The sequence below is a fragment of the Streptomyces diastatochromogenes genome (assembly GCF_002242805.1).
Taxonomy (GTDB): Bacteria; Actinomycetota; Actinomycetes; order Streptomycetales; family Streptomycetaceae; genus Streptomyces; species Streptomyces diastatochromogenes.
This window is the reverse complement of sequence record NZ_MCGQ01000023.1, coordinates 73,600-95,426: the sequence shown is the minus strand read 5'-3', so window position 1 is coordinate 95,426 and position 21,827 is coordinate 73,600. Positions and strand designations below refer to the sequence as shown.

At 67.9% G+C, this 21,827-nt stretch carries 17 protein-coding genes; 15 read left to right on the top strand and 2 right to left on the bottom strand.

Annotated features, from left to right (window positions below):
- The first annotated feature begins 157 nt into the window (after positions 1–157).
- From BEK98_RS26705 to BEK98_RS26680, 6 genes are all read left to right on the top strand, one after another.
- Positions 158–808: a hypothetical protein gene (locus tag BEK98_RS26705; RefSeq protein WP_208643236.1), complete on the top strand. Its 651-nt coding sequence runs from the start codon at positions 158–160 to the stop codon at positions 806–808.
- Complete coding sequence (locus tag BEK98_RS26700; protein ID WP_094219217.1) at positions 801–2,174, top strand: glutamine synthetase family protein; 1,374 nt, start codon at positions 801–803, stop codon at positions 2,172–2,174. Before BEK98_RS26705 ends, BEK98_RS26700 begins: the two co-directional genes overlap by 8 nt.
- Before the next feature lie 32 nt (positions 2,175–2,206).
- Entirely contained in the window at positions 2,207–2,980 is a 774-nt protein-coding gene (locus BEK98_RS26695) for a gamma-glutamyl-gamma-aminobutyrate hydrolase family protein (protein ID WP_244201995.1), read from the top strand.
- The gene (locus BEK98_RS26690; RefSeq protein WP_094219215.1) at positions 2,977–5,385 is read left to right on the top strand and encodes an AMP-binding protein; all 2,409 of its coding nucleotides are present in this window, start codon (positions 2,977–2,979) and stop codon (positions 5,383–5,385) included. The genes BEK98_RS26695 and BEK98_RS26690 overlap by 4 nt, the downstream gene beginning before the upstream one ends.
- 69 nt (positions 5,386–5,454) lie before the next feature.
- Positions 5,455–6,552 (top strand): Zn-dependent alcohol dehydrogenase, encoded by a 1,098-nt coding sequence (locus BEK98_RS26685; protein WP_094219214.1) that lies wholly within the window; start codon positions 5,455–5,457, stop codon positions 6,550–6,552.
- A 28-nt stretch (positions 6,553–6,580) separates the two neighbouring features.
- The gene (locus BEK98_RS26680; protein ID WP_094219213.1) at positions 6,581–8,044 is read left to right on the top strand and encodes an aldehyde dehydrogenase family protein; all 1,464 of its coding nucleotides are present in this window, start codon (positions 6,581–6,583) and stop codon (positions 8,042–8,044) included.
- Between the two features lie 205 nt (positions 8,045–8,249).
- Here BEK98_RS26680 and BEK98_RS26675 read toward each other — a convergent pair whose 3' ends face one another.
- A complete protein-coding gene (locus tag BEK98_RS26675) occupies positions 8,250–8,858 on the bottom strand; it encodes a TetR/AcrR family transcriptional regulator (protein WP_244201994.1) in 609 nt (202 codons plus the stop codon).
- Between the two features lie 226 nt (positions 8,859–9,084).
- Between BEK98_RS26675 and BEK98_RS26670 the strand changes: the two genes are divergently transcribed.
- The 7 genes from BEK98_RS26670 to BEK98_RS26640 all read left to right on the top strand — a co-directional run bounded on the left by BEK98_RS26670 (position 9,085) and on the right by BEK98_RS26640 (position 18,606).
- Positions 9,085–9,984, top strand: a complete 900-nt coding sequence (locus tag BEK98_RS26670) for a phytanoyl-CoA dioxygenase family protein (RefSeq protein WP_094219212.1) — start codon at positions 9,085–9,087, stop codon at positions 9,982–9,984.
- Positions 9,985–10,001: 17 nt separating this feature from the next.
- Positions 10,002–11,642 carry an MFS transporter gene (locus tag BEK98_RS26665; RefSeq protein WP_094219211.1) on the top strand — a complete coding sequence of 547 codons (1,641 nt, stop codon included), beginning with the start codon at positions 10,002–10,004 and terminating at the stop codon, positions 11,640–11,642.
- 140 nt (positions 11,643–11,782) lie between these two features.
- Positions 11,783–12,478, top strand: coding sequence for a transporter (locus BEK98_RS26660; RefSeq protein WP_094219210.1), 696 nt, complete (start codon positions 11,783–11,785; stop codon positions 12,476–12,478).
- 42 nt (positions 12,479–12,520) lie between these two features.
- Positions 12,521–13,873: an NAD(P)/FAD-dependent oxidoreductase gene (locus tag BEK98_RS26655; RefSeq protein ID WP_094219209.1), complete on the top strand. Its 1,353-nt coding sequence runs from the start codon at positions 12,521–12,523 to the stop codon at positions 13,871–13,873.
- Positions 13,874–14,062: 189 nt separating this feature from the next.
- On the top strand, positions 14,063–14,428 hold the full coding sequence (locus tag BEK98_RS26650) for a hypothetical protein (RefSeq protein ID WP_094219208.1): 366 nt from the start codon (positions 14,063–14,065) through the stop codon (positions 14,426–14,428).
- Positions 14,429–14,447: 19 nt separating this feature from the next.
- Positions 14,448–16,052: a sodium:solute symporter family transporter gene (locus BEK98_RS26645; protein WP_244201993.1), complete on the top strand. Its 1,605-nt coding sequence runs from the start codon at positions 14,448–14,450 to the stop codon at positions 16,050–16,052.
- A 148-nt stretch (positions 16,053–16,200) separates the two neighbouring features.
- Entirely contained in the window at positions 16,201–18,606 is a 2,406-nt protein-coding gene (locus tag BEK98_RS26640; protein ID WP_094219207.1) for a SpoIIE family protein phosphatase, read from the top strand.
- Positions 18,607–19,393: 787 nt separating this feature from the next.
- On the opposite strand, the gene BEK98_RS26630 is transcribed toward BEK98_RS26640, so the two are convergent.
- Positions 19,394–19,981 (bottom strand): TetR/AcrR family transcriptional regulator, encoded by a 588-nt coding sequence (locus BEK98_RS26630; protein ID WP_094219205.1) that lies wholly within the window; start codon positions 19,979–19,981, stop codon positions 19,394–19,396.
- A gap of 101 nt (positions 19,982–20,082) precedes the next feature.
- On the opposite strand from BEK98_RS26630, the gene BEK98_RS26625 reads away from it, so the two are divergent.
- Both BEK98_RS26625 and BEK98_RS26620 read left to right on the top strand, forming a co-directional pair.
- On the top strand, positions 20,083–21,066 hold the full coding sequence (locus tag BEK98_RS26625) for an aldo/keto reductase (protein ID WP_094219204.1): 984 nt from the start codon (positions 20,083–20,085) through the stop codon (positions 21,064–21,066).
- A gap of 91 nt (positions 21,067–21,157) precedes the next feature.
- A complete protein-coding gene (locus BEK98_RS26620) occupies positions 21,158–21,772 on the top strand; it encodes an MBL fold metallo-hydrolase (protein WP_094219203.1) in 615 nt (204 codons plus the stop codon).
- Positions 21,773–21,827 lie beyond the last annotated feature (55 nt).

Below are 21,827 nucleotides of genomic sequence, written 5' to 3'. Positions count from 1 at the left end.
GCAAGGAAGGTGTTGACACGTTGTGAACCGTGCCCCAACATCCTAGTCACGCGATTGAGTCACATGACTAAGAAATCGCGGATTGCCAGAGACCATGCGCCGCCCATACAGGTCGCGTGGCTCGTGAAGTCGAAAGGACCGAAGGATGGCCGAAACCATGACGGCCCCCACGTCGACCTCTGCGGATGCCGCGGAAGTCGACGTCAGGATCGAGGACGATGCCAGTCCCCTCGTGCGATTGATCGGCCGCACGCTGCGCGACTCCGCCCGGACCGGGCATGCCCTCGACACCCTGAACAGGTCGACCGGCACCGTTGCGATTCGATCCCACGACACGCCTCAGGCCGCGACGATCACCTTCGGTGACAACGGAATCGACGTCTCCAGCGGCGTGCTGGTCGAGCCGGACGCCGCCGTCACCGTCGACCTCAACGCGCGCTTCGCGCCGACGGCGGACCCCTCCGGTGACACCGACCTGGCCGGGGGCGTCCTGCAGGCGCTCACGCCTCCGCTGCCCGGGTGGCGTGATGCCGCTCAGCGGTTCTGGGACGCGACACGTTCGCTGCCGGGCATTCCCGACGTGCTGATCGCGGTCACCGAAGGGCCCGAGGGTCTGGAGCAGGCCGTGCTCGGCGACGGCCCCACGCAGTACCTGGTCGCCGGAGCTCCCGAGACGCTCGCCGGCGTGTTCTCCGGTGCCGACGACCTCGTCGCTGTCCTGTCCTCGGGTGCCCTGGGGATCCAGGGCACCATGTCCCAGCTGTCCGTGATGGCCGGCGCCTCCTGGAAGGTTCGTTACGATGTCTGAACTCGCCACCACGGCCACGAGCGCGCCGCTCCGCGACTCCGGCGCGCGAGCCGTCCGGCTCGAGGCGACGAACCACGATGGATGTTTCCTCGGCAAGAACGTCTCGCCCAAGAAGTTCGCCGCGGGCAAGGACGCGGGTTTCGCCTTCGCGGATCTTCTGTTCGGCCTTGACCTCGGCAACGCTCCCGTCTTCGGTTCCGCCTTCCCCGCCTGGCGTGGCCACCTCGACGACGTCTACCTCCGTCCCGACATGTCGACCCTGGTCGAGTGGAAGCCGGGCCTGGACTCGGTGATCGGCGACTACTGGCTCAAGGACGGGACGCCGGTCCCGATCTGTCCGCGCAACCTCGTGCGGAAGATGGTCGAGCGTCTGGCTGGGCTCGGATTCACCGCGACCGTCGCGGTCGAGATCGAGGCGACCGTCTTCGAGGAGTCGATCCACGAGGCGCGCGCCCGCGGGTACCGTGACCTGAGCCCCTTGGGCGGCAGCGCGGGTACGGCGTACCACCTCGCCAAGTCGCAGGACTGGATCGACTACATGAACGCCGTGGCCGACCGCCTCGACGAGGTCGGCATCGAATGGGAGGCCTGGAACGACGAGGACGCCGCCGGTCAGATCGAGCTCAACATCGCACCGGGCGACCCGATCAAGGTCGGCGACGCCTGGGCGCGGACCCGCCAGATCATGCGCGAGGTCGCGTTCGAGCGCGGGCACAGCGTGACCTTCATGGCCAAGCCCACCGCCGGTTACGGCCAGGCATCCCACATCAACCTCTCCCTGCAGCGCGACGGCGCCAATGCGTTCTACGCCGAGAACGGACCGTCGGACACGATGCTGCACGCCATCGGTGGGCTGCTGGCGACGATTGAGGGCAACACATCGATCGTGCTGCCGCAGATCACGTCGTACCGGCGGCTGGTCGACCTCAGTGGGCCGCCGGTCACGATCAGCTGGGGGATCAGCAACAAGACCGCCGCGGTGCGCGCCGTCTGCGGACACCCCAAGTACTCCCGCCTCGAGTACCGCCTCCCGGGCGCGGACGCGAACCTCTACCTCGCGCTCGCAGGCGTGCTGGCCGGCGTCATCGCCGGTGTCGAGCGGAAGATCGCCCCGCCCGAGCAGGTCACCGACATGGCGTGGTGCCTGCCGCCGGGCCTGGGCATCGACCGGATCCCGGACACCATCACGAAGGCCGCAGCGGCCCTGGACGCCGACCCGATCCTGCGCGAGCTCCTCGGCGACGAGTTCGTCGACTTCTGGATCGCGTCGCGCAAGTGGGAGTGGATGCAGTTCCACACCGCCGGCGGTGACCCGTTCTCCGAGCTCTCGGAGTGGGAGTCGGCTCGCTACTTCGAACTGCCGTGAGCGCGCGTGAGGAGGCCGTGACGGTCCGTCCGGTGATCGGCATCACCGGACGGCGGTACCGGCTGGAACTGATCAAGGGAGCCGACGAGCGGTGCGGCGACCGTTGCGCCGACAGCTACATGTCGGACTTCGCGAGCCGGATCGCGCAGGCAGGTGCGCTTCCGGTGCACCTGTCGTACGACACCGACGCGAAGGAAATCTGTCAGTGGCTGTCCGGTGTGGTGATCACCGGCGGACAGGACGTCCATCCGTCGTACTGGGGCGGCGACACGGCAGTGGTCCGCGACATCGATCCACGGATGAATCCGATGGTCCACGACGCGGCTCGGGACGAGTACGAGATCGAGCTCGTCCGAGCCGCGCTGGAGCGGGGGATTCCCGTGCTGGGTGTGTGCCGCGGCATGCAGGTGCTCAACGTCGCCCTCGGCGGCACGCTCATCGCCGATCTTCCGCCCAGCTCCGTGAGCCACCTGTCGGCAGAGGCTGCGCCGACCGACGGCACTGTTGATCATCTCGTGACCTTCGAGAAGGGATCGATCGCCGCCGACCTGTTCGGCGAAAACGCGCTGACCAACTCCTGGCACCACCAGGCCGTCGACCGCTGCGGCGCCGGGCTGGTGGTGACCGGGCGGACGAGCGACGGCGTGACCGAGTCGGTCGAGCTCCCCGGTGCTCCAGTGCTTGGAGTCCAGTGGCACCCGGAGTGGATGAAGAGCGCAGACCCGACGATGACGTGGATCGTCCAGGCCGCGGCGGAGCTGCTTGCGGCCCACTGCGGTGAACAGATGCACAGGAGCTTGCGATGACTGAGAACGTGGCAGCCGAGCAGGCCGGTCGCACCAACTCGCATCCGCTGCCGGTCGTGAAGCCCGGACAGATCGGTGAGGACCCCGCCATCCCGACCCTGACCGAGCTGCTGGCGCGGCGCGCACAGGATTCACCGGAAGGGGAGTTCCTGCGCTTCGGCGAACAGCCATGGAGCTTTGCCGCCATCGACGAATGGACCTCCCGGCTGGCACACCGGCTGATCGAGCTCGACGGCATACAGCCGGGCGACCGTGTCGCGATCATGCTCCCGAACGTCGTGCACTGGCCGGTCATTTGGCTCGCTGCACTCAAGGCCGGAGCGGTCGCCGTGCCGATCAACTCCTCCTACCAGCGGGGCGACCTCGCCTTCGTCCTCCGGGACTCGGGTGCACGCGTCGCGTTCACCGACTCCGAACGGGCCGGGCTGATCGCCGACGTCATGGCAACCGAGGACGGGCTCGCCGGCCTTCGTGTCGTCGACGTCGCCGACGACGGGTCAGAGCCCTTTCCGCGGAGGGCGCCGGCGGTGCCGGTCGAGGCCGGGACGCTGGCGAACCTGCAGTACACCTCCGGTACGACCGGTTTCCCCAAGGCGTGCATGCTCACCCACGACTACTGGGTCCGGTTGGGCTGGATCTGTGCGGCGGCGACCGGACTCGGCACCGAGGACGTGCTCCTGACGGCGCAGCCGTTCTCCTACATGGACCCGCAGTGGAACACGGCGCTCGCTCTCACGATCGGGGCCCCGCTGGTCGTGCTGTCCCGGTTCTCCGCGTCGACCTTCATGGCGGACGTCCGCCAACACCGCGCGACGTTCTTCTACGTCCTCGGGTCTATGCCCACGCTGTTGTTCAAGCAGCCGCCCACGCCCGAGGACCGCGACAACGCCGTGCGTCAAGTGCTCTGTTCGGGCATTCCCGTCTCCCTGCACGCGCAGCTGGAGGAGCGATGGGGCGCGCCGTGGCGGGAGATCTACGGGATGACCGAGTCCGGTGTCGACCTGTTCAGCCCGTTCGCCGATGCCGGCGCCGTCGGGAGCGGGAGCCTGGGGCGGCCGGTGCCGACCAAGCAGGTCCGTGTCGTCAACCTCGACGGTACCGAGGTGCCGGCCGGCGATCCCGGTGAGCTGGTCATCTCGGGCAAGCCCATGATGAGCGGGTACTGGAACCGCCCGGAGGACACGGCCCGGGTGTTGCGCGACGGCTGGCTCCACACCGGTGACGTCGTCGTCCGCCGGCCCGACCAGGGCATCCAGCTGGTGGGCAGGATCAAGGACATGGTGCGCCGCGGCGGCGAGAACGTCGCGAGCGTCGAGGTCGAGGCCGCCCTCGAGCGCGACGACGTGGTCGTCGCGGCCGCGGTCGTCGCCGAACCCGACGAGACCCTCGGTGAGGAGGTCAAGGCCTTCGTCCAGCTGGCGGCCGACGTGCCGCGGAATCGTGCGACGGCCGAGGAGATCGTCGAGCGCGTCGGCAAGGAGCTCGCTCGCTTCAAGGTGCCGCGCTACGTGGAGTTCGTCGCCGACTTCCCCCGGACGCCGTCCGAACGCATCTCCAAGGCGGCCCTCAAGGCCCGCGCCGTAGACGATCCCGGCGTGACCTACGACCTCGGTGCACGACGGAACAAGACGGTGGCACGTGCCTCAACCGGCGGAGAATTCCTCGACGTCGACCTCATGCGGCGCGTCGCGGTGCTGACGCTCCGGCGTCCGGAGAAGCTCAACGCCATGGACGTCGCCACCCGGCTGCGGCTGGCAACCGTCATCCGCGAGTTCGGGACCGGCGAGAGCGTGCGCGGGATCGTCCTCACCGGCGAGGGGCGGGCCTTCTCCGCGGGTGAGGACCTGCAGAGCGCGCCGACCACGGACGCTGAGGTCCGTGAGGCGTTCGAGAGCTTCCACGACATCACCCGGGCCATCCTGGAGACACAGGTACCCGTGGTCGCGGCTGTCAACGGACTTGCGGTCGGGGGAGCCTCGGAGATCACCCTGTGTTGCGACGCTCGCATCGGAACCCGGGCGACGGAGTACTACCAGCCGGAGAACGGTCGGGGCATCACGATCTCGAACGCGTCCAGCGTGCTGCTCAGGCGTCTCATCGGGAGCCATGCCATGCGCATGGTGCTCGGATCGCCTCGGATCCGCGCCGAGGAGGCGCTGCGGATCGGACTCCTGGACGAGATCGTCGAGCCCGACGCCCTGATCGGCCGGGCCATCGACACCGTCATCGAGTGGACGCCCGAGGGAAACACGACGGCCCTTCACCTGGCTCTCCTGCGCCCTCAGGCAGAGGAGGTCGAAGCGGCCTTCGTCCGTGAGGACCTCGCTGCGAAGAAGGCGTGGGAGAGCGGAGTCCTCAGTGCGGGGATCAAGGGCTTCTGGTCCGCCAGGGGCACCGGCGCGTAAGCCTCGCCCTGAGCTCGCCATCACCTTCAACAGACCAGTGCCAGAGGAATCGACAGAGGGGACGTCGACATGATCGACACCCAGGCCGCGGTACTCACCGCAGTCAACGAGCCGCTCGAGCTGACCGTCATTCGGGTGGACGACCCGGAGCCGCACGAGGTGCGGGTCGCGGTCACGAACGTGGGGCTGTGCCACAGCGACCTGCACTACATGACGGGGACGGTTCCGAGCGGCCTGCCGGTCGTGGTCGGGCACGAGGTGGCGGGCGTGGTCGAGGCGGTCGGGGCGCAGGTGTCCGGCCTGCGTCCCGGGGATCGCGTGGTCGGCGCGCTGACTCCCTCCTGTGGCCGCTGCACCAACTGTGAGGCAGGACGGTCGACCCAGTGCCGACGTGTCGAGGAGGTACGCCGCCGTCCGCGGCCCGCGTTCCAGACCACGGGCGGTCGGCCGATCGAGCGGCTCGGCGACATCGGGGCGTTCTCCCGGCACGTCCTCATGCGTGAGAACGCTCTGGTGCGGCTCCCTGACGACGTACCGCTGCACGTCGGGTGCCTCTTGTCCTGCTGTGTCGTCACCGGCGTCGGCGCCGTCTTCCGCGGCGCCCAGGTAAGACCGGGCAGCACGGTGGCGGTCATCGGCTGTGGCGGCGTCGGATCGGCGATCATCCAGGGGGCCAGGCTCGCCGGAGCGTCGGCGATCGTCGCGATCGACCTGGACGACGAACGGCTCAAGGCCGCGCGCGGCTACGGGGCGACCCACGTCATCAACGGCGCAGGCGGCGACGTTGTCGCGGAACTGCACCGCCAGTTGGGCGACGGAGTGGACTACTCCTTCGAGGCGGTCGGCTCGGCCCGTACCGCGGCGACGGCCGTGGCCCTCCTGCGCCCGACGGGTACCGCGTGCCTGGTCGGGATCGCGCCCGGAGGTACCGAGCTCAGCATCCCGGCGTCGGACTTCTTCTTCGAGGAGAAGCGACTCATCGGCTCCTACATGGGCTCGGGTCAGGCGCGGCAGGACATCCTCCAGCTCGCGCGCCTGTACCAGCAGGGACGCCTGCTGCTCGACGAGATGGTGACGCGGGTCATCCCGTTCGGCGAGATCAACGAGGGCTTCGAGGCGATGAAGTCGGGTGACGTGACCCGCATCGTCGTCGATCTCCAGTCCTGACCGACGAGTGAATGCAGAGGTGAGCTCCATGGCGAGCAACGAGATCACGATCCCCCAGCCGGTGAACTACATCGCCGACGACTGGAGCGAGTGCCCGACGGTCGATGACGTCTGGAACGTCGACCCCAACACACGCGAGCCCATCCACCGCCTCGTCACGACAGCACCCGACGATCTCGACCGGGCGCTGCAGCACGCGGAACGCGCGTACGACATCGGCCGCTGGGACGAGGACGCCCGGCGTGAGCGCGCCGGCATGCTCGAGCGCGTCGCCGAGACCATCGAGACCCGTGCCGAGGACATCGCACGGACGGACTCGCTGACCAGCGGCACACCCATCAGCATCACGCGCAAGGTCGCGGCCTTCCTGCCCGCGAGGATCCGGGCGTCGGCGTCGGACCTGGTGAACATCCCGCGCGTCACCGCGCTGGCGGCCGGCGGCCGCGACGTCCGCCTCTACAAGGTGCCGTGGGGGCCGGCCGCGATCCTCACGCCGTGGAACGGCCCGAGCTTCATTCCCGCGGCCAAGATCGCCAGCGCGATAGCGGCGGGCTGCCCCGTCATCCTCAAGCCCTCGGAGCACGCGCCCGGCAGCGCGCAGATCATCGTCGAGTGCTTCCTCGAGGCGGGCCTGCCCAGCGGAGCGCTGCAGCTGGTGCACGGCGGCGGCAACGTCGGCGCCAGGCTGACTGCCGACTCGCGCATCAAGATCGTCTCGTTCACCGGCGGACCGGGTGCCGGCCGCGCCATCGCGCGGGCCGGCGCGGAGGACTTCAAGGTCTTGCAGCTGGAGCTCGGCGGCAACAATCCGGTGCTCGTGCTGGACGATGCCGACCTCGACGTCACCGCCGACGGCATCCTCGACGGCATGACCAAGCTCAACGGTCAGTGGTGTGAGGGGCCGGGCAAGATCCTCGCTCACCGCAGCCTGGTCGCCCCTCTTCTCGAGGCATTGACCGAGCGGATCTCCAAGCTCGTCGTCGGTCACTCTCTCGACGAGGACGTCGAGATCGGCCCGATCTCCAATGCGCCGCACTTCCAGACCCTCCAGAGCAGGATCGAGGGGCTGCGTGACCTCGGGGCGAGCATCCGCCGGCCCGCCCAGCTGCCCGGGCTCGACGGCTTCTTCATGTCGCCGACGATCGCCGCCGGCGCCGACCCCGCTCAGGCCACCGCCGAGCTGTTCGGTCCGGTCGTCTCTCTGCACGCCGTGGACTCCGACGAACAGGCGTTGCGCTTCGCCAACGCCAATCCCTCGGGCCTCGATGCCTACGTGTTCGGCGCAGACACGGACCGCGCGATCGACGTCGGCTCCCGCATCGTCTCCGGCGAGGTGCGCGTCAACGGCGCCAAGCTCGCCGACCTCGGTGAGGAGTCGGCTCAGAGCTTCTGGGGCCCGGCCGGCATCGGCGGCCACGGACCGGCAGAGTCGGTGCGCGTCTTCTGCGGCGACCGGGTCGTCGGCGTCGACTCGCCCGACCTGCCGTTGTAACAGCACCACACATGACCGGTGGGCGGCCCGACCCGGGCCGCCCACCGTGCACACTCATGACGAGCGGCTGCACCACGAACACCTGCGGCCCAAGAGGCCGTCGACATCCTTGACTTGAGTTCGCCGGGGCGCGCCGCCCGTACCTGGCAACGCCGACTCGCGCGTAAGAGGCAGTAGTTCGAGCGCAGCGGCGTTCATGGGGCAATCACTGTGCCACGGGCGTGGTTCCGAGCCGAGCCGCGAGCCAGCTCTCGAGTACGGAGACGGCGGTTTCCATCTGCTCCGTTGCGGCGGCCCGATCCCCGTAGGTCAACCAGTTCAGGGCGAAACCGTCGGCCAGGGTGGCGATGACATAGGCGATCTGATCGATCGTTTCCGCTTCGAGCGGGTGCTCTGAGGCGGCGCCGCGAAGCGCGGCGCGCACCGTCTCAAGGGCCTGGTCGTACACCGCGATACCGCGCTCTCCGTGCTGACGCCGTGCCCAGTTGATGAGTTCCAGCGCTGCCGCGGTGAAGCTGGGTGACTCGAGGTACCACTCCATGACACCGCGTAGGAGTTGGCGGGCTGTGTCCACCAGGGTGGAGTGCGGATCACTGCTTTTGACCAGATCGCGGTACCTGCCGGCTACGAACTCGTAGACATCGGCGAAGAGGTCCTCCTTGGAGTCGTAGCAGTAGTGCAGCATCGCCAGGTTCGCCTGAGCCTGCTCGGCAATCCGCCGCGTCGTAGCGCCGTCGATGCCGTGGACCGCGATGACTTCCACGGCGGCGTTGATGAAGTCGCTACGCCGTTGCGCGACGGAGATCCGTGCCACGAATTCCTCCTGGTGCAAGGCGCCCACACAGTTGGACGCTTGATTAAGTCAACCCCCAGCCTAGCTGTTTTACCTGCGGCCGGCGGTCGCTGCGGCCGATCGGGAACTTTCTTAGTCATATGTCTTGAACAGCTGACTAACTTGGCTTTAGCGTACGGGGCGCATCACACGGTCGGCTCGCCGCCGCTCCGGCGCGGCCCAGCCTCAGCGAAAGAACGGACCTGTCATGACGAAAAGCGAACTCGCTCGTCTCACCCCCGACGCCACCGCAGACGCCGCGGTCGAGGTGATCATGCGAGACGGCGGCGTGATCATCGAAGGACTCTTCGACGAGGCCACCATCGAAGGCATCAAGAAGGACCTTGACCCCGTGCTGGACGGGGTCGACACGGGCCACGACGAGGTGTTCGCCGGCGCCAGGACCAAGCGTGCATGCGGCTTGTTCGCGCGGACCGAGCACATGGCGACGATCGCGCTGAACCCGTTGTTCCGAGGCGTCGCCGAGCGCATCCTCAGCAAGCCGATCAACGTCCACATGGGTGAGGAGTCGGTACCCTTTCCGGCCGGTATGCACATCGGCGGGACGATGGCCATCAAGATCGGCCCAGGCCAGGGCGCGCAGCCGCTCCACCGCGACGACTCGGTCTGGCTGTGGCGACACCCCACCTATCAGCGCGAAGCGCGGGTGCAGATCATGGTGGCGGTCAGCGACTTCACCGCCGAGAACGGCGGCACCCTCGTGATTCCGGGCTCGCATCTGTGGGACGACGAGCGCGCGCCGCGACTCGAGGAGGCGGTCCCGACGGTGATGAAGGCCGGCTCGGCGCTCGTCTGGATCGGCTCCACCTACCACGGTGGTGGCCAGAACACCACCTCGGACGAGCACCGCTTCGGCCTGTCGACGGGCTACGACCTCGCCTTCCTGCGCCCCGAGGAGAACCACTTCCTCACCTACACGCTCGAGCAGATCCGGTCGTTCCCGGAGGAGATCCAGCGAGCACTCGACTGGTCCTCGGAGCACTACGTCGGCTGGGTCGAGGTCGGTGGGCAGATGTCCGACCCCAAGGACCTGCTCAGCCGCGACGACTACACCGCCATCGGCGCCGGGCTGCCGGGCCACGTCTGAGAAAGCTGGCCAAGAACATGGACATCCAAGGAACACTCGGCCGGAGCGATGCGGAGGCTCCGGCCCGTGTCGCGGCCAACAAGAGGGCATTGATCGCTGTCGCCGCCCTGCTGGCCACCGTGACGAACGCGGTGGCATTCATGGTGCCGCCGCTCCTGCCCGTGATCACCTCCAGTTACGCGCACAACTCGGTGAGTGCCGCGACCTGGATCTTCAGCGCACTCACGCTGGGCGGCGGCGCAGGATCCGTGCTGATCCCACGGTTGACCGACATGCTGAGTGACCGTGCGATGGCGTTGCTCGCCGGCGGTCTTCTCGTCGGAGGTGCACTGATCCCAGCGATCGCCGACAACTACGGCGCCTTGGTGATCGGATCGGCGCTCCTTGGCTTCGGTAGCGCTGCCCAGTTCGTGCCGCTGAGCTTCCTGCGTCGCTACCTGCCCGGCAACGGCGTGTCGACGGCGGTCATGGTCCTCGTCATGGCCACCGGGAGCGGTGTGGTGCTGGGCATGGTGGGCGGCGGGATCTCCGTGCGGATCTGGCCACTGCCTACCCACCTCAACGCGGACGGCTCGCTGCCGAGCCTGTCGATCGCTCCCTTCTACTACATCCTGGCCGCGCTCTTCGTCATCACCACCGTCGCGCTGCTGGCGGTCGTGCCCAACTCTCCGCCGCAGTCCAAGGGCCGCCTGGGCGTCGTGAACACGATGTTGCTGATCGGCTGGGTGGCGCTCATCCTGTTGGCCCTGAGCGCGCCGCCCGACAGCACCATCGGCAAGAACAGCGCGATGATCCTCCTCGTCGGCGTGGTTGCGGCGGTCGCCTGGGTCTTCGCGGAGCGCCGGTCCGCAAAGCCGGTCTTCGACATCTCGGTACTGCGCACGCCATACGTCACCACGGCCTGCCTGTCGGCCGGGTTTTTCGGCTGCACCGATGCCGCGTTCCTGGTGCTGGCCAACTACTACGTCCAGACCCCGAACGGCCTGCCCGTCTCGACCAACGGTGGGCTGACGGGCTGGTCAACGAAGTTCGCGGAGTACGGCCTGGCCTACGATCCGCTGAAGACGAGCCTGATCCTGCTGCCGTTCGCGCTGACGATGTTCATCAGCGGCAAGTATTCCGAGAAGCTCATCGCTCGCGGTCGCCCCGGCGTCATCCTGATCGGCGGCGCTGCGGTCTGCGCGGTCGGCCTGTTGTTGCTGGCCGTTGCTCATGACCGGCCATGGGAGTACGTCGTCGCGTCGGGCATCATCGGCCTGGGGAGCCGGGCCGGCTACAGCGGCGCCTTCGCCATACCGCAGATCGTCGTCCCGGAGGAGAAGGCCGGTATGGCGGCCGCAATGCCCGGTACGGTCATGGCCATCGGCATCGCGATCGGTGCCGCAGTCGTCACGATCCTGCTGAACGCATCGGGATTCGTGTACCACTCGATGGACGTCGCCAGGATGACGGCAGGCAAGCTGACCCCCTCGATGGTGAACCTCAAGGCTTCGGACTACCTCCTCGAAGGTGCCCACGTGCCGAGCGCTCACGCATACACCACGTCCTACTTTGTCTCGCTCATCTTCCCGGCGCTGGTCATCCTCGCGACGGTGCTGTCACGACTGCGGCACAAGGGTGGCTTCAAGGCCGCGCTTGAGCAGCACATGCTCGGCTGACCGCGGATGCGCGTGGAGGGGCCGCGTCCTGAACCAGCCCCTCGCTGCGACGGCATCCACGTCTGAGGCAACCCAGCGACCGCGGCACGGATTGGCTTCCTGCTCAGCACATCGGGCCCAGACACAAAGGAACAAGAACCATGAAGGAACTGGTCTTCATGCTGGCCGATCTCTGGATGATCTTCGCCGGCTTCTTCTATGGATGGAAGTTCATCCGGCGCTACAACAACTACCTGCTCGGCCTGGAGTGGATGATCGTCGCCACGTCCGGCTCGAACTTCCTCGTCTGGTCCCTCCTCGGAGGCGACCCGGGCAGCTTCCTGTTCGACATCGCGTACTTCTTCGACGCCTTCTCGAGATCGGTGGGCATCACCCTGATTCTGGTCATGGGCCTGATGCACGTCACGCACCGGTACAAGCCGACGTTGGCGGCCGACATCGGCGCGTTTGCACTGGCCATCGCCGCCGGGCTGTATCTCCAGCAGTTCCGCGGCCATGAGCTTCACGTCGGTCCGGCAACGTTCTACGTCATCGTCAACGCGCTCACGACCCTGTTCCTCGCCTACTTCGCGCGGCGGCTCTGGAAGATCCGTGCCAAGGGTCTGGCCATCGGTGCTGCGCTCGCCACCGCTGCGGGGACCGCCATCGCCGTCACATACGACTTCTTCCCGATTTCGGGCGACGACGAGTACCGCACCATCTTCTACACCCTCGCTCTCGCCACTTGGGGAACCCAGCTCTTCGTGTACTTCATGTCGTACCGCGCTCTGCACAACCACAACGTGGCGACGGGTGCGGAGCCGTCTTCGAACGAACAGAGCGTTGCTCGGGCTTGAGCGACGCACCAAGGATCAGAGCACGCTCGGAAGGAACAATCAATGAAGACCGACAACGTGGAGTACACCACCTTCACCGGCTGGGTCGATCCGCCCGCGGACATCCAGCCGGCACTGACCGGCGACCTCACCTGTGACGTCGCGGTTGTCGGCGGCGGCCTCGGAGGCATGTCGACGGCGCTACGACTGGCCGAACGTGGTCAGGACGTGGTGCTCCTGGAGGCCGAGTTCTGCGGACACGGCGCCAGCTCTCGAAACGCAGGGCAACTGGCGGGGGCTCCAGGCGGGGACATCCAGCTTCTCGATCTGCTCTACCGCAAGAAGATGCCCGGCATGATCCGACTCGCCGAGCACGCCGCGCATCACGTGGAAGACCTCATCAAGACGCACGGCATCGACTGCGACTACGAACCGACCGGCAACTGCTTCGCGGCGGTGTCGCGTGGACAGATGGGCCGAGTGCGCCGTGTGACCAAGATTCTTCGGCGCGCCGGCTGCCAAGTGGAGCTGGGCACGAGCGAAGAGCTCGGAATCCCGCGCGGATTCCTCGGCGGGATGCGCGAGGTGGTCGGGGGAATGATGAATCCCGGCAGGTTCACCCTGGGTGTGCGCCGCGCACTGCTCGGCTCGTCCGCGCGAGTCTTCGAGCAGACGAAGGTCACCGACGTCACGCGCGACCGCGACCGCGGTCAGGTAGTCCTCACCACTCCTCAGGGTCAGGTGCGGGCGAACAAAGTGGTCCTGGCGACGAACGCGTACGCGGGAGAGTGGGACATCACCCCTCCACGGCTCTCCGTGCCCATCTACGTCATCGAGGTGGAGACCGAGCCCATCGATCCTGCCCGTTTGGCGGCACTGGGGTGGACCAGCCGGTCAGGACTGGTCACCCAGCACGCCATCATGGAGAACTACCGGCTGACGTCGCGCAACACCATCGTGTTCGGCGTCCGACGGCTCGAGCGCGGCACGACGTATCCACTCCCGCAGAAGAAGCCGGACCCGGCGCTCGTCGAAGAACTCGCAGAAGCCTTCGCGACGCGGTTCCCGGCTCTGTCCGACGTCGCGATCGAGCGTGCGTGGGGAGGATGGATCGCCATCACCTCGTCCTGGCTTCCGCTGGCCGGGCAGATCGAGGACAACGTCTTCTACTCGATCGCCTGCAACGGTCACGGGCTCGCTCAGGCGCCCTACGTCGGGACCCTCATCGCCGATCTCATCGTCGACGGCGAGCGACACGAGGACTTGGAGGGATTGTGGATGAAGAAGCCGAAGTTCCCTCGTCCGATGATGATGGGTCCGCTGGGACTGCGCACCATCTGGGCCGTCGACCGTTTCAACGACCGGGTCAACGGAAGCCGGCGCAATGCCCGGCGAGGCGCGGTGCCTGTGGCCTGACCGTTCTGGCCGGACGGCAGGGGGTGAAGGACACGCTGCGGCCGAGAGGCCGTCAGCGTGTCCGTGCCACGGATCCAACGTTGATCCGACATCCCGTGACAGTCCGGACGCCCCCGACGCCGCCAGGCCTCGCCTGGGTCGCCGCGACCACGTCCTGAACCCCCGCACCCTTACTCACAAGAGAGTTCCGTGCGCTCCTACTCCGCTCCGAAGCCGCCCGATGAGGCGGCGACGGATATCCATCTGCAACGCGGTGAAATCCTCAGCCAAGCCGTGCATCGTGCCCAGCGTGTATTTCTTGCCGTCAACGCGGTGCCCCTCGCCGTCGGCGTCGTGCTGTCCTGCGTCGCCGCCGTCGCCGCGGTCCCTGTCTACGGGCGGCTCACGCTGGGTGTCGTATGGGGAGTCCTGCAACTCGGTGTCTTCGTCGCCACGGCCTGGCGGTACGAGAAGCAGGCGACGCTCCTGTGTGATCCCATCGAGCAGTCCCTGACGTCCGGCATGCCCCAGGCCGGGACGTCGGGTGCTTCTCCGGTCGACGAGTTGTGGCGGTGAAGCGGTGACCCTGCACACCTTGAGCTCGGGCGTACTCGACCCGATCGGTTCGGACGCCAGAGGCCCCGTGCTGGTCGCCTTCTTCGTCTTCATCGGTACGTCTCTGCTGTGGGTCTTCACCCTCGCCACGTACGACGACGACCGCCCGGAAAGCCTCTACATCGCCGACGGGTCCCTCTCGCCGGTCTTCAACGGGTTCGCCATGGCGGGCGAGCAGATCTCGGTGCTCTCACTGTTCGCGACGTCCGGGGGCATCGCCCTGTTCGGCTACGACGGGTTCATCTCCGCCATCGACGCTGCCCTGTCACTCGGTGTACTGCTGCTCCTGGCTCAAAGGATCCGCAACAGCGGCCGTTACACGCTCGGCGACCTCTACGCCCTGCGGGCCCCTGGGCCACAGCCGCGCGTGGCCGCCGCCGTGGTGACGCTGGCCGTCATCATGCCCCTGCTCGTGCTTCAGCTGCGGGCCGGCGGCATCATCGCGGCCCTCCTGATCGGCAATTCGACCGATACGGTCCAGCAGCTATGCACGGTACTCATGGGCGTCCTCGTCGCATGCTTCACCGTGGTGGCGGATCTGCGAGGCACCAGTCGCATGCAGGTCGTCAAGGTGGTCATCACCCTGGTGACGCTTGCGCTGGTCACCGTGCTGGCCCTGAGGATCTTCTCGTGGCACCCCGGACGTCTGATCTCGGCCGCGGTGGACAGGAGCGTGGCGCCGCACGATTACCTGGCCCCGGGGCTCTGGGCACACATCGCCAGCATCGGACCGCTCAACATGCTCAGCGACCACCTTGTCATGATCCTCGGCACGGCCGCGATGCCTCATCTGATCCTGCGCGTCGGCGCGTCCCGCACGGGGCGCTCGGCACGGCGGTCCATGAGCATCGCCGTGGCACTGACCGGTGTCTTCTTCCTCCTCCTGATCACGGCAAGCTTCGCGGCGGCGGCCGTGGTGGGCAGCCGCGAGATCAGTGCGGTCGACGCCAATGGGCAGTCGGCCTCGGTGCTGCTGGCCTCGGGCGTCCTGCAGGGCGGCTCGACAGCGCGCGTCACGCTGATCACCGTCATGGCGTACGTCGCCTTTCTCGTCGTACTCACGACCATGGCGAGCATGACCTTCGCTGCCGCCGTCTCCCTCGCCCACGACGTGTTCGCACGAGCCGAACACCGCCCCCGCACCGCCGGCCAGGAAGTGCGCACCCTGCGGGTGGCTGTCGTCGGGCTGAGCGCCGCGGCCCTCGCACTGTCCGCCACCGCCCATCGCTATTCGGTCGAGTTCCTGGCCACGTTCTCGATCAGCGTCGCCGCGACCTGTGTGGCTCCTGTGCTGGTCTTCTCCTTCTTCTGGCGCGGGTTCAACCGCCGAGGGCTGTTGTGGTCCGTGTACGGGGGGCTGCTGCTCTGCACCGTGCTCACGGTCTTCTCCACCACCGTCTCCGGATCCCCGTACGCGCTGCTGCCAGCGATGGATTTCGTCTGGTATCCGTTCCACACCCCGGGACTAATCTCCGTGCCGGCGGCAATCCTTCTCGGCTGGCTCGGCAGCAAGAACTCGCCCGGAGATTCCGAACTCGCATTCCGGCACATCGAGTACAGACTTCTGACGGGCAAAGACGTCTGACTGACGATCTCGCGCCGGGCGAATCGGTCAGAAGAGAGGTGCCCGCTTCAGCCGGGGGCGGTGCGAGGTGGCGGTGACCTGCGGCTAAGGCGTGCTGGGGTGTCCAGGCGTAGCCTTATTTCAGACATTTCAGTACTGGGCAGGTCGCATGGCCACGATGCGCGCATCACGCGAGACCGGTCATCAGAACCCTTTCGACACGACCACGGCAGCGATGATCGTGGTGGATGCGCAGGGGAGGGTGGCTGGCTGGAGTCCTGGAGCCCACAGCCTCTACGGTGCCGACACCCGGGATGTGCTCGGTCGCCCGGTGAGCGAGGTTCTGCGGGACGTTCGGGCCCGGGCCGAGACGCTGCAAGGGTTCGGGGCAGCGAGGGCACCGGCACCCGGGGGCTCCCGGACCGAGAGCCGTACCGTTCGACGCCCGGACGGGTCGCTGGTGGAGACGGTCTTGCGCATCTTTCCGGTGGAGCGGGTGGAGAAGGACCGGGGAGGGCCCGCCTGGGTCGTGATGGCGGCGGCCGGCGACCGCTATCAGGAGTGGATGACCGACCAGTCGATGCTGTCCGGGCTCTTCACGCAGGCTCCCGTGGGGCTGAGCGTCTACGACCCTGACACCCGCCTCATATGGGTCAACGACGTCGTGCGGGAGGTCATGGGCTGGCAAGCCGGTGAATGGCTGGGCCAGCCCAACAGCGTGCTCTATCCGCACGGCACCATCCTCTCCCCTCCGGGTTACCACGAGATGGAGGAGGTGCTGGAGCAGGTATTGCACACCGGCGAAGCCGTGCTCGACGTCCATTGGCGCGGGCCCACCCCCGCCGCCTCCGAGCCCTACCAGGTCTACTCGTGCTCGTACTTCCGTCTGCAGGACGACGCGGGCCACCCCCTGGGCATCTGCGAGGCGGCCGTCGATATCACCGACCGCTACGAGGCACAGACTCGCCTGGCACTGCTCGGCCGAGCCAGCGGGATCGGTACCACGCTCGACGTCAGGCAAACGGCGGAGGAGCTCGCGGGGCTCGTGGTTCCGGAGTTCGCCGACTCCGTACGCATCGAGGTCGCGGAATCGGTCCTGGCCGGAGAAGAAGCCCCGCCCTCGGCTTCCGCTGCACCGGCGGGGCTACGCCTCATGGCGGAGCGCACCAGGAGTGACAAGTCCATTGCGCAAAGTGACCAGATGCTGGGTGTCATCGGCAGCCGATCGACGACTGCGCACCAACGCCTACTGTCCCTGCCTCTGCTCCTCGGCAGCACTGCTCTCGGCACGGTCACCTTCCTGCGGCAGCCGCCCCGTGCGCCCTTCACCGAGGAGGACCGTGCCCTCGCCGAAGAACTGGCATCGCGCACCGTGGTGTGCGTGGACAACGCTCGCCGCTACATCCGCGAGCACACCACGGCGCTGAAACTCCAGCGCGACCTCCTCCCGCAAGCGCTACCGCAACCGAGCGGAATCGAACTCGCGCACCGCTATATCCCCACCATCGGTCCTCTGGGAGTCGGGGGTGACTGGTACGACGTGATTGCGCTGTCGGGTGCCCGGGTCGGGCTGGTGGTCGGCGACGTGGTGGGGCATGGAGTGGACGCGGCGGCCACCATGGGACGGTTGCGCACCAGCGTGAGGGCACTTGCCGCCCTGGACCTGCCGCCGGACGAACTTCTGACCCGGCTCGACGACTTGGTGGGTCAGGCGCGAGTCGGAATACACCGCGCGCCGGGCGACGAGGGGACGGACAGGGCGCTGGGGGCGACCTGTCTGTACGCCGTGTACGACCCCACCTCCCGCACGTGCGCCATGGCCAGCGCGGGCCACCTCCCGCCGGTTGTCACCGGCCGTGGGAGAGGGGCCCGACAGGCTGAAGCGCTTGACCTGCCGACAGGCCCCCCGCTGGGTATCGGCGGGCTGCCCTTCGAGAGTGTGGAGTTCGAGTTCCCCGAGGGTACTGTGCTCGCCCTGTTCACCGACGGACTCGTCAAGGCGCGGGGCCGGGACGTGGACGAGGGAGTGGCGGACCTGTGCGGCGTGCTGGACGCCTCGACCGGGTCCCTGCAGAAAGCGTGCGACGAGATCGTCTCTCTGCGCGCCCAGGGATCCGCCGACGACGATGCTGCACTGCTGCTGGTGCGCGTCCACGCCTTCCCCGAGGACAGCATGGCGCTCTGGCATGTCGTCTCCGACCCGGCCGAGGTGGCCGGAGCCCGTGCACTCGTCCGAGGCAAGCTGGAGGAGTGGGGGCTGGATGACGCGTCGTTCGTCTCCGAACTGGTCGTGAGCGAGCTCGTCACCAACGCGATCCGATACGGCCGCCCCCCGGTCTCCCTGCGCCTGCTTCGGGATGCCGACCGCACGCTGATCTGCGAGGTTTCGGACGGGGGCCATACCTCTCCGCATCTCCGCCGCGCCGGCAGCGAGGACGAAGGAGGACGGGGCCTCTTCCTCGTGGCGCAGCTCACCGCCATGTGGGGCACTCGCTATGGCCCCCAGGGCAAGACGATCTGGTCCGAGATCGGGCTGGGGCGGGAAGTGCCACTGGACCTGCTTCTGGAGCTGTGAGTCCGACCGTGGCGGTGCTGTCGGCCGCCCTGCGCAGGAATTGACATAACGCCCGTTGCGTCAGTTCTGGCGGTGGGTACGGTTCCCCCACCAACTGGCACTCACGGCGGGAGCTGGTGGCCGACATGTATCGCGTTGCGGTCCCCGCCCGCTGCACGGCGGCACCGGCATAGAGGCCGGACGCCTAGGCCTCCACACGATGGTCCCGCGCTTCGGTGGCGACGACGCGACGTTCCGATCGCCCAGCTCGGTTTCGCCGAGGACACCGTCCGCCTCGCCGCCGCCCTGCGGCCGGCCCTGTCGCCCCGCGGCGTCCCGGAGTCGATCTACGTCGACAACGGGTCCGCGTTCGTGGACACAGCCGTCTCACGGGAGCTCGGCGGGTAGCTCAAGTGGGAGCGGGAGGTGTTGTTGTTCCCTCTGCCATGGACTGACCGACGCATACTGGCGCGAGCGGTACGGCTTGCCGTCCAGCACAGCTTCTCGCCTCGCAGGAACACGGCGATGTGGTTGCCGCGTTCATATCAAGGCTGTCGCCGCCGAAGATCTTTGGCCCAGCTATGGCGACACACGCCTCATGACCTGCGCTGTACCAAAGTGCCAACTATTCAGCTGATTCTGCGGCTCCGGCCGCTGAAGCTACTTGGCATCAGTGCAGGTCGTGAACGTGGCCTGGTGCCAACTAGCGAGCCCGTTCACACCTGAACCAGGGCCACTCGGTAGACGATGGACACGATCTGGCAGGCGGCTGCGGCGAGATCGTGCACAGTCCAGCCCGATGAGGCTGCTACTCCCCACCACTCTTCGGCTCGCTGATCCGCCGAGCCGCCTCGACGACCGCCGCGCGATGCTCCGCCAGCCGTTGCCGTGACCACGACGGGACGCTCTCCGCCGCGTCGGCGCCTTCCGCGGCCCAGAACCATGCCTGGGCCGCGGCGAGCACCATGGTCAGGAGATCGGCGGGCTCCATTTCCCGGGCGAGGCCGCCACGCTGTTGCGCGTCGGCCACTGCGGCGGTCTTGCGCAGGAAGGCGTCCAGTTCGAGCCCGGTGGCGGAAGGGCGTTCCAGGAGCTTCCATAGGCGTAGGCGCATCAGGTCCGGCCGGGCGACGAGGTGGTCGAAGATCGCGCCCGCGTATCCGGGCAGGTCGTCGACGTCGAACGGCACCGCCTCGGCGCCCGCCGCCATGGCCCGTCGCAGCACCTCGTCGAACAACTGCTCCTTGTTGCCGAAGTAGGCGTAGATCAGCCGTTTGTTCGCCCCCGCGGCCTCGGCGATCCGGTCCACCCGGGCACCGGCGATGCCGTAGGCGGCGAATTCGTTGAAGGCGGCGTCGAGCAGCCGGGCTTTGGTGGCGCTGGAGTCCCGTGGCATGTCCACCACCCTAGCAAGTAACTATCTAGTTATTGACATGGGCGGCCCGCCGGTCTACGGTCATGTATCTATCCAGTTAGTTACGGAAAAGGGGAACCACCATGGAACAGCGCGCACTGGGCAGCCAGGGCCTGACCGTCGGAGCACAGGGCCTCGGCTGCATGGGCATGAGCGCCTTCTACGGCACCACCGACGAGGCCGAGTCGCTGGCCACCATCGACCGCGCGCTCGAGCTGGGCGTCACGCTGCTGGACACCGCCGAGAGCTACGGCCCGTTCGTCAACGAGCAGCTCCTCGGCAAGGCGCTGGCCGGGCGCCGGGACGCCGCCGTCCTCGCCACGAAGACCGGCGTCGAGATCACCGACGACGGCCGCGCGCTCGGCCTGAACGGCCGGCCCGAGTACGTACGCCGGGCCCTGGAACGCTCGCTGCGACACCTGGGCACCGACCATGTCGACCTGTACTACCTGCACCGCATCGACCCCAATGTGCCGATCGAGGAGACCGTCGGCGCACTGGCCGAGCTGGTCGCCGAGGGCAAGATCCGCCACATCGGCGTGAGCGAGGCGTCCGCGCGGACGATCCGCCGCGCCCACGCCGTACACCCGCTCACCGCCGTCCAGACCGAGTACTCGCTCTTCGAGCGCGGAATCGAGCACAACGGGGTGCTCGACACCCTGCGGGAACTCGGGATCGGCCTGGTCGCGTACTCCCCGCTGGGGCGCGGCTTCCTGTCCGGCGCCATCACCAGCCCCGACGACTTCGCCGAGGACGACTGGCGCCGTACCGACCCCCGCTTCCAGGGCGAGAACTTCGACCGCAACCTCGACGTCGTCCGCGAGGTCCGCCGGATCGCCGCCGCCAAGGACGTCACGCCTTCCCAGCTGGCGCTCGCCTGGGTCCAGCACCAGGGCGCCATCGCCATCCCGGGCACCAAGCGCCGCCGCTACCTGGAGGAGAACGTCGCCGCGACCGACGTGACCCTCACCGCCGACGACATCGCCGCGATCGAGGCGGTCGCCCCGCACGGCGTGGTCACCGGCGACCGCTACGCACCCGAGTTCATGGGGACGCTCGACGGCTGAGAGCCACCGATGCCTCTCACCCCATCCCCACGCGGGGCCGAAGAGGCCCCGCGCACACCCCCCACCCCCAGCGTCTCGAAAGGACGCCCCCATGCCTCAGCCGGCCGAACGGTCCCGGATCACCATCGGCGCGACGACGATCACCTATCTCCCCGACGGCTTCGGCGCACATACTCCCGACGTCCTGTTCCCCGGCGTGGACTGGACGAGGCGCCCCGGCCATCTCGAGGACGGGCAGCTCCTCCTGTCGTTCGGATCCTTCCTGATACACGCCGGTGACCAGCGGATTCTCGTGGACCTGGCCGTAGGGAAGATCGACGTCGACGTACCCGGCGTCGCTCACCTCAAGGGCGGTGCGCTGCTCCGGAACCTCGCCGAGGAAGGCCTGTCCGCCGACGACATCGACACGGTCGTGTACACCCATCTGCACCTCGATCACGTCGGCTGGACCAGCGACGTCGCGCCGCTCCCGAACGCGCCCGCCGCGCACGCTCCCACCGGCCTCACCTTCGCCCGGGCACGCCATCTCATGGCGGAGGACGAGTGGCAGTACTGGTCTGCGAGGACGGCGGCCATGGGCGGACCCGACGCCGAGGCGGTGCTCAAGCCGCTCGACGGCGTCGTCGAGTTCGTCTTCGGTCGTGTCACCTCGGTGGGAGACGCACACGCGTGGACTCCCGTCGACGGCTCGTCGACCACCCGCTGACCCGGCCGTAAAGGCCGCTCACGTCACTCACGTCAGCCAAGAGTCACTCAAGTCA

Excerpts from the sequence above, each read along its gene's own strand:
- BEK98_RS26660 (WP_094219210.1), top strand. The coding sequence starts at position 11,783 with ATGAAGGAACTGGTCTTCATGCTGGCCGATCTCTGGATGATCTTCGCC.
- BEK98_RS26640 (WP_094219207.1), top strand. The coding sequence starts at position 16,201 with ATGGCCACGATGCGCGCATCACGCGAGACCGGTCATCAGAACCCTTTC.
- BEK98_RS26680 (WP_094219213.1), top strand. The coding sequence starts at position 6,581 with ATGGCGAGCAACGAGATCACGATCCCCCAGCCGGTGAACTACATCGCC.
- BEK98_RS26700 (WP_094219217.1), top strand. The coding sequence starts at position 801 with ATGTCTGAACTCGCCACCACGGCCACGAGCGCGCCGCTCCGCGACTCC.
- BEK98_RS26690 (WP_094219215.1), top strand. The coding sequence starts at position 2,977 with ATGACTGAGAACGTGGCAGCCGAGCAGGCCGGTCGCACCAACTCGCAT.
- BEK98_RS26670 (WP_094219212.1), top strand. The coding sequence starts at position 9,085 with ATGACGAAAAGCGAACTCGCTCGTCTCACCCCCGACGCCACCGCAGAC.
- BEK98_RS26665 (WP_094219211.1), top strand. The coding sequence starts at position 10,002 with ATGGACATCCAAGGAACACTCGGCCGGAGCGATGCGGAGGCTCCGGCC.
- BEK98_RS26705 (WP_208643236.1), top strand. The coding sequence starts at position 158 with ATGACGGCCCCCACGTCGACCTCTGCGGATGCCGCGGAAGTCGACGTC.
- BEK98_RS26625 (WP_094219204.1), top strand. The coding sequence starts at position 20,083 with ATGGAACAGCGCGCACTGGGCAGCCAGGGCCTGACCGTCGGAGCACAG.
- BEK98_RS26685 (WP_094219214.1), top strand. The coding sequence starts at position 5,455 with ATGATCGACACCCAGGCCGCGGTACTCACCGCAGTCAACGAGCCGCTC.
- BEK98_RS26630 (WP_094219205.1), bottom strand. The coding sequence starts at position 19,981 with ATGCCACGGGACTCCAGCGCCACCAAAGCCCGGCTGCTCGACGCCGCC.
- BEK98_RS26655 (WP_094219209.1), top strand. The coding sequence starts at position 12,521 with ATGAAGACCGACAACGTGGAGTACACCACCTTCACCGGCTGGGTCGAT.
- BEK98_RS26620 (WP_094219203.1), top strand. The coding sequence starts at position 21,158 with ATGCCTCAGCCGGCCGAACGGTCCCGGATCACCATCGGCGCGACGACG.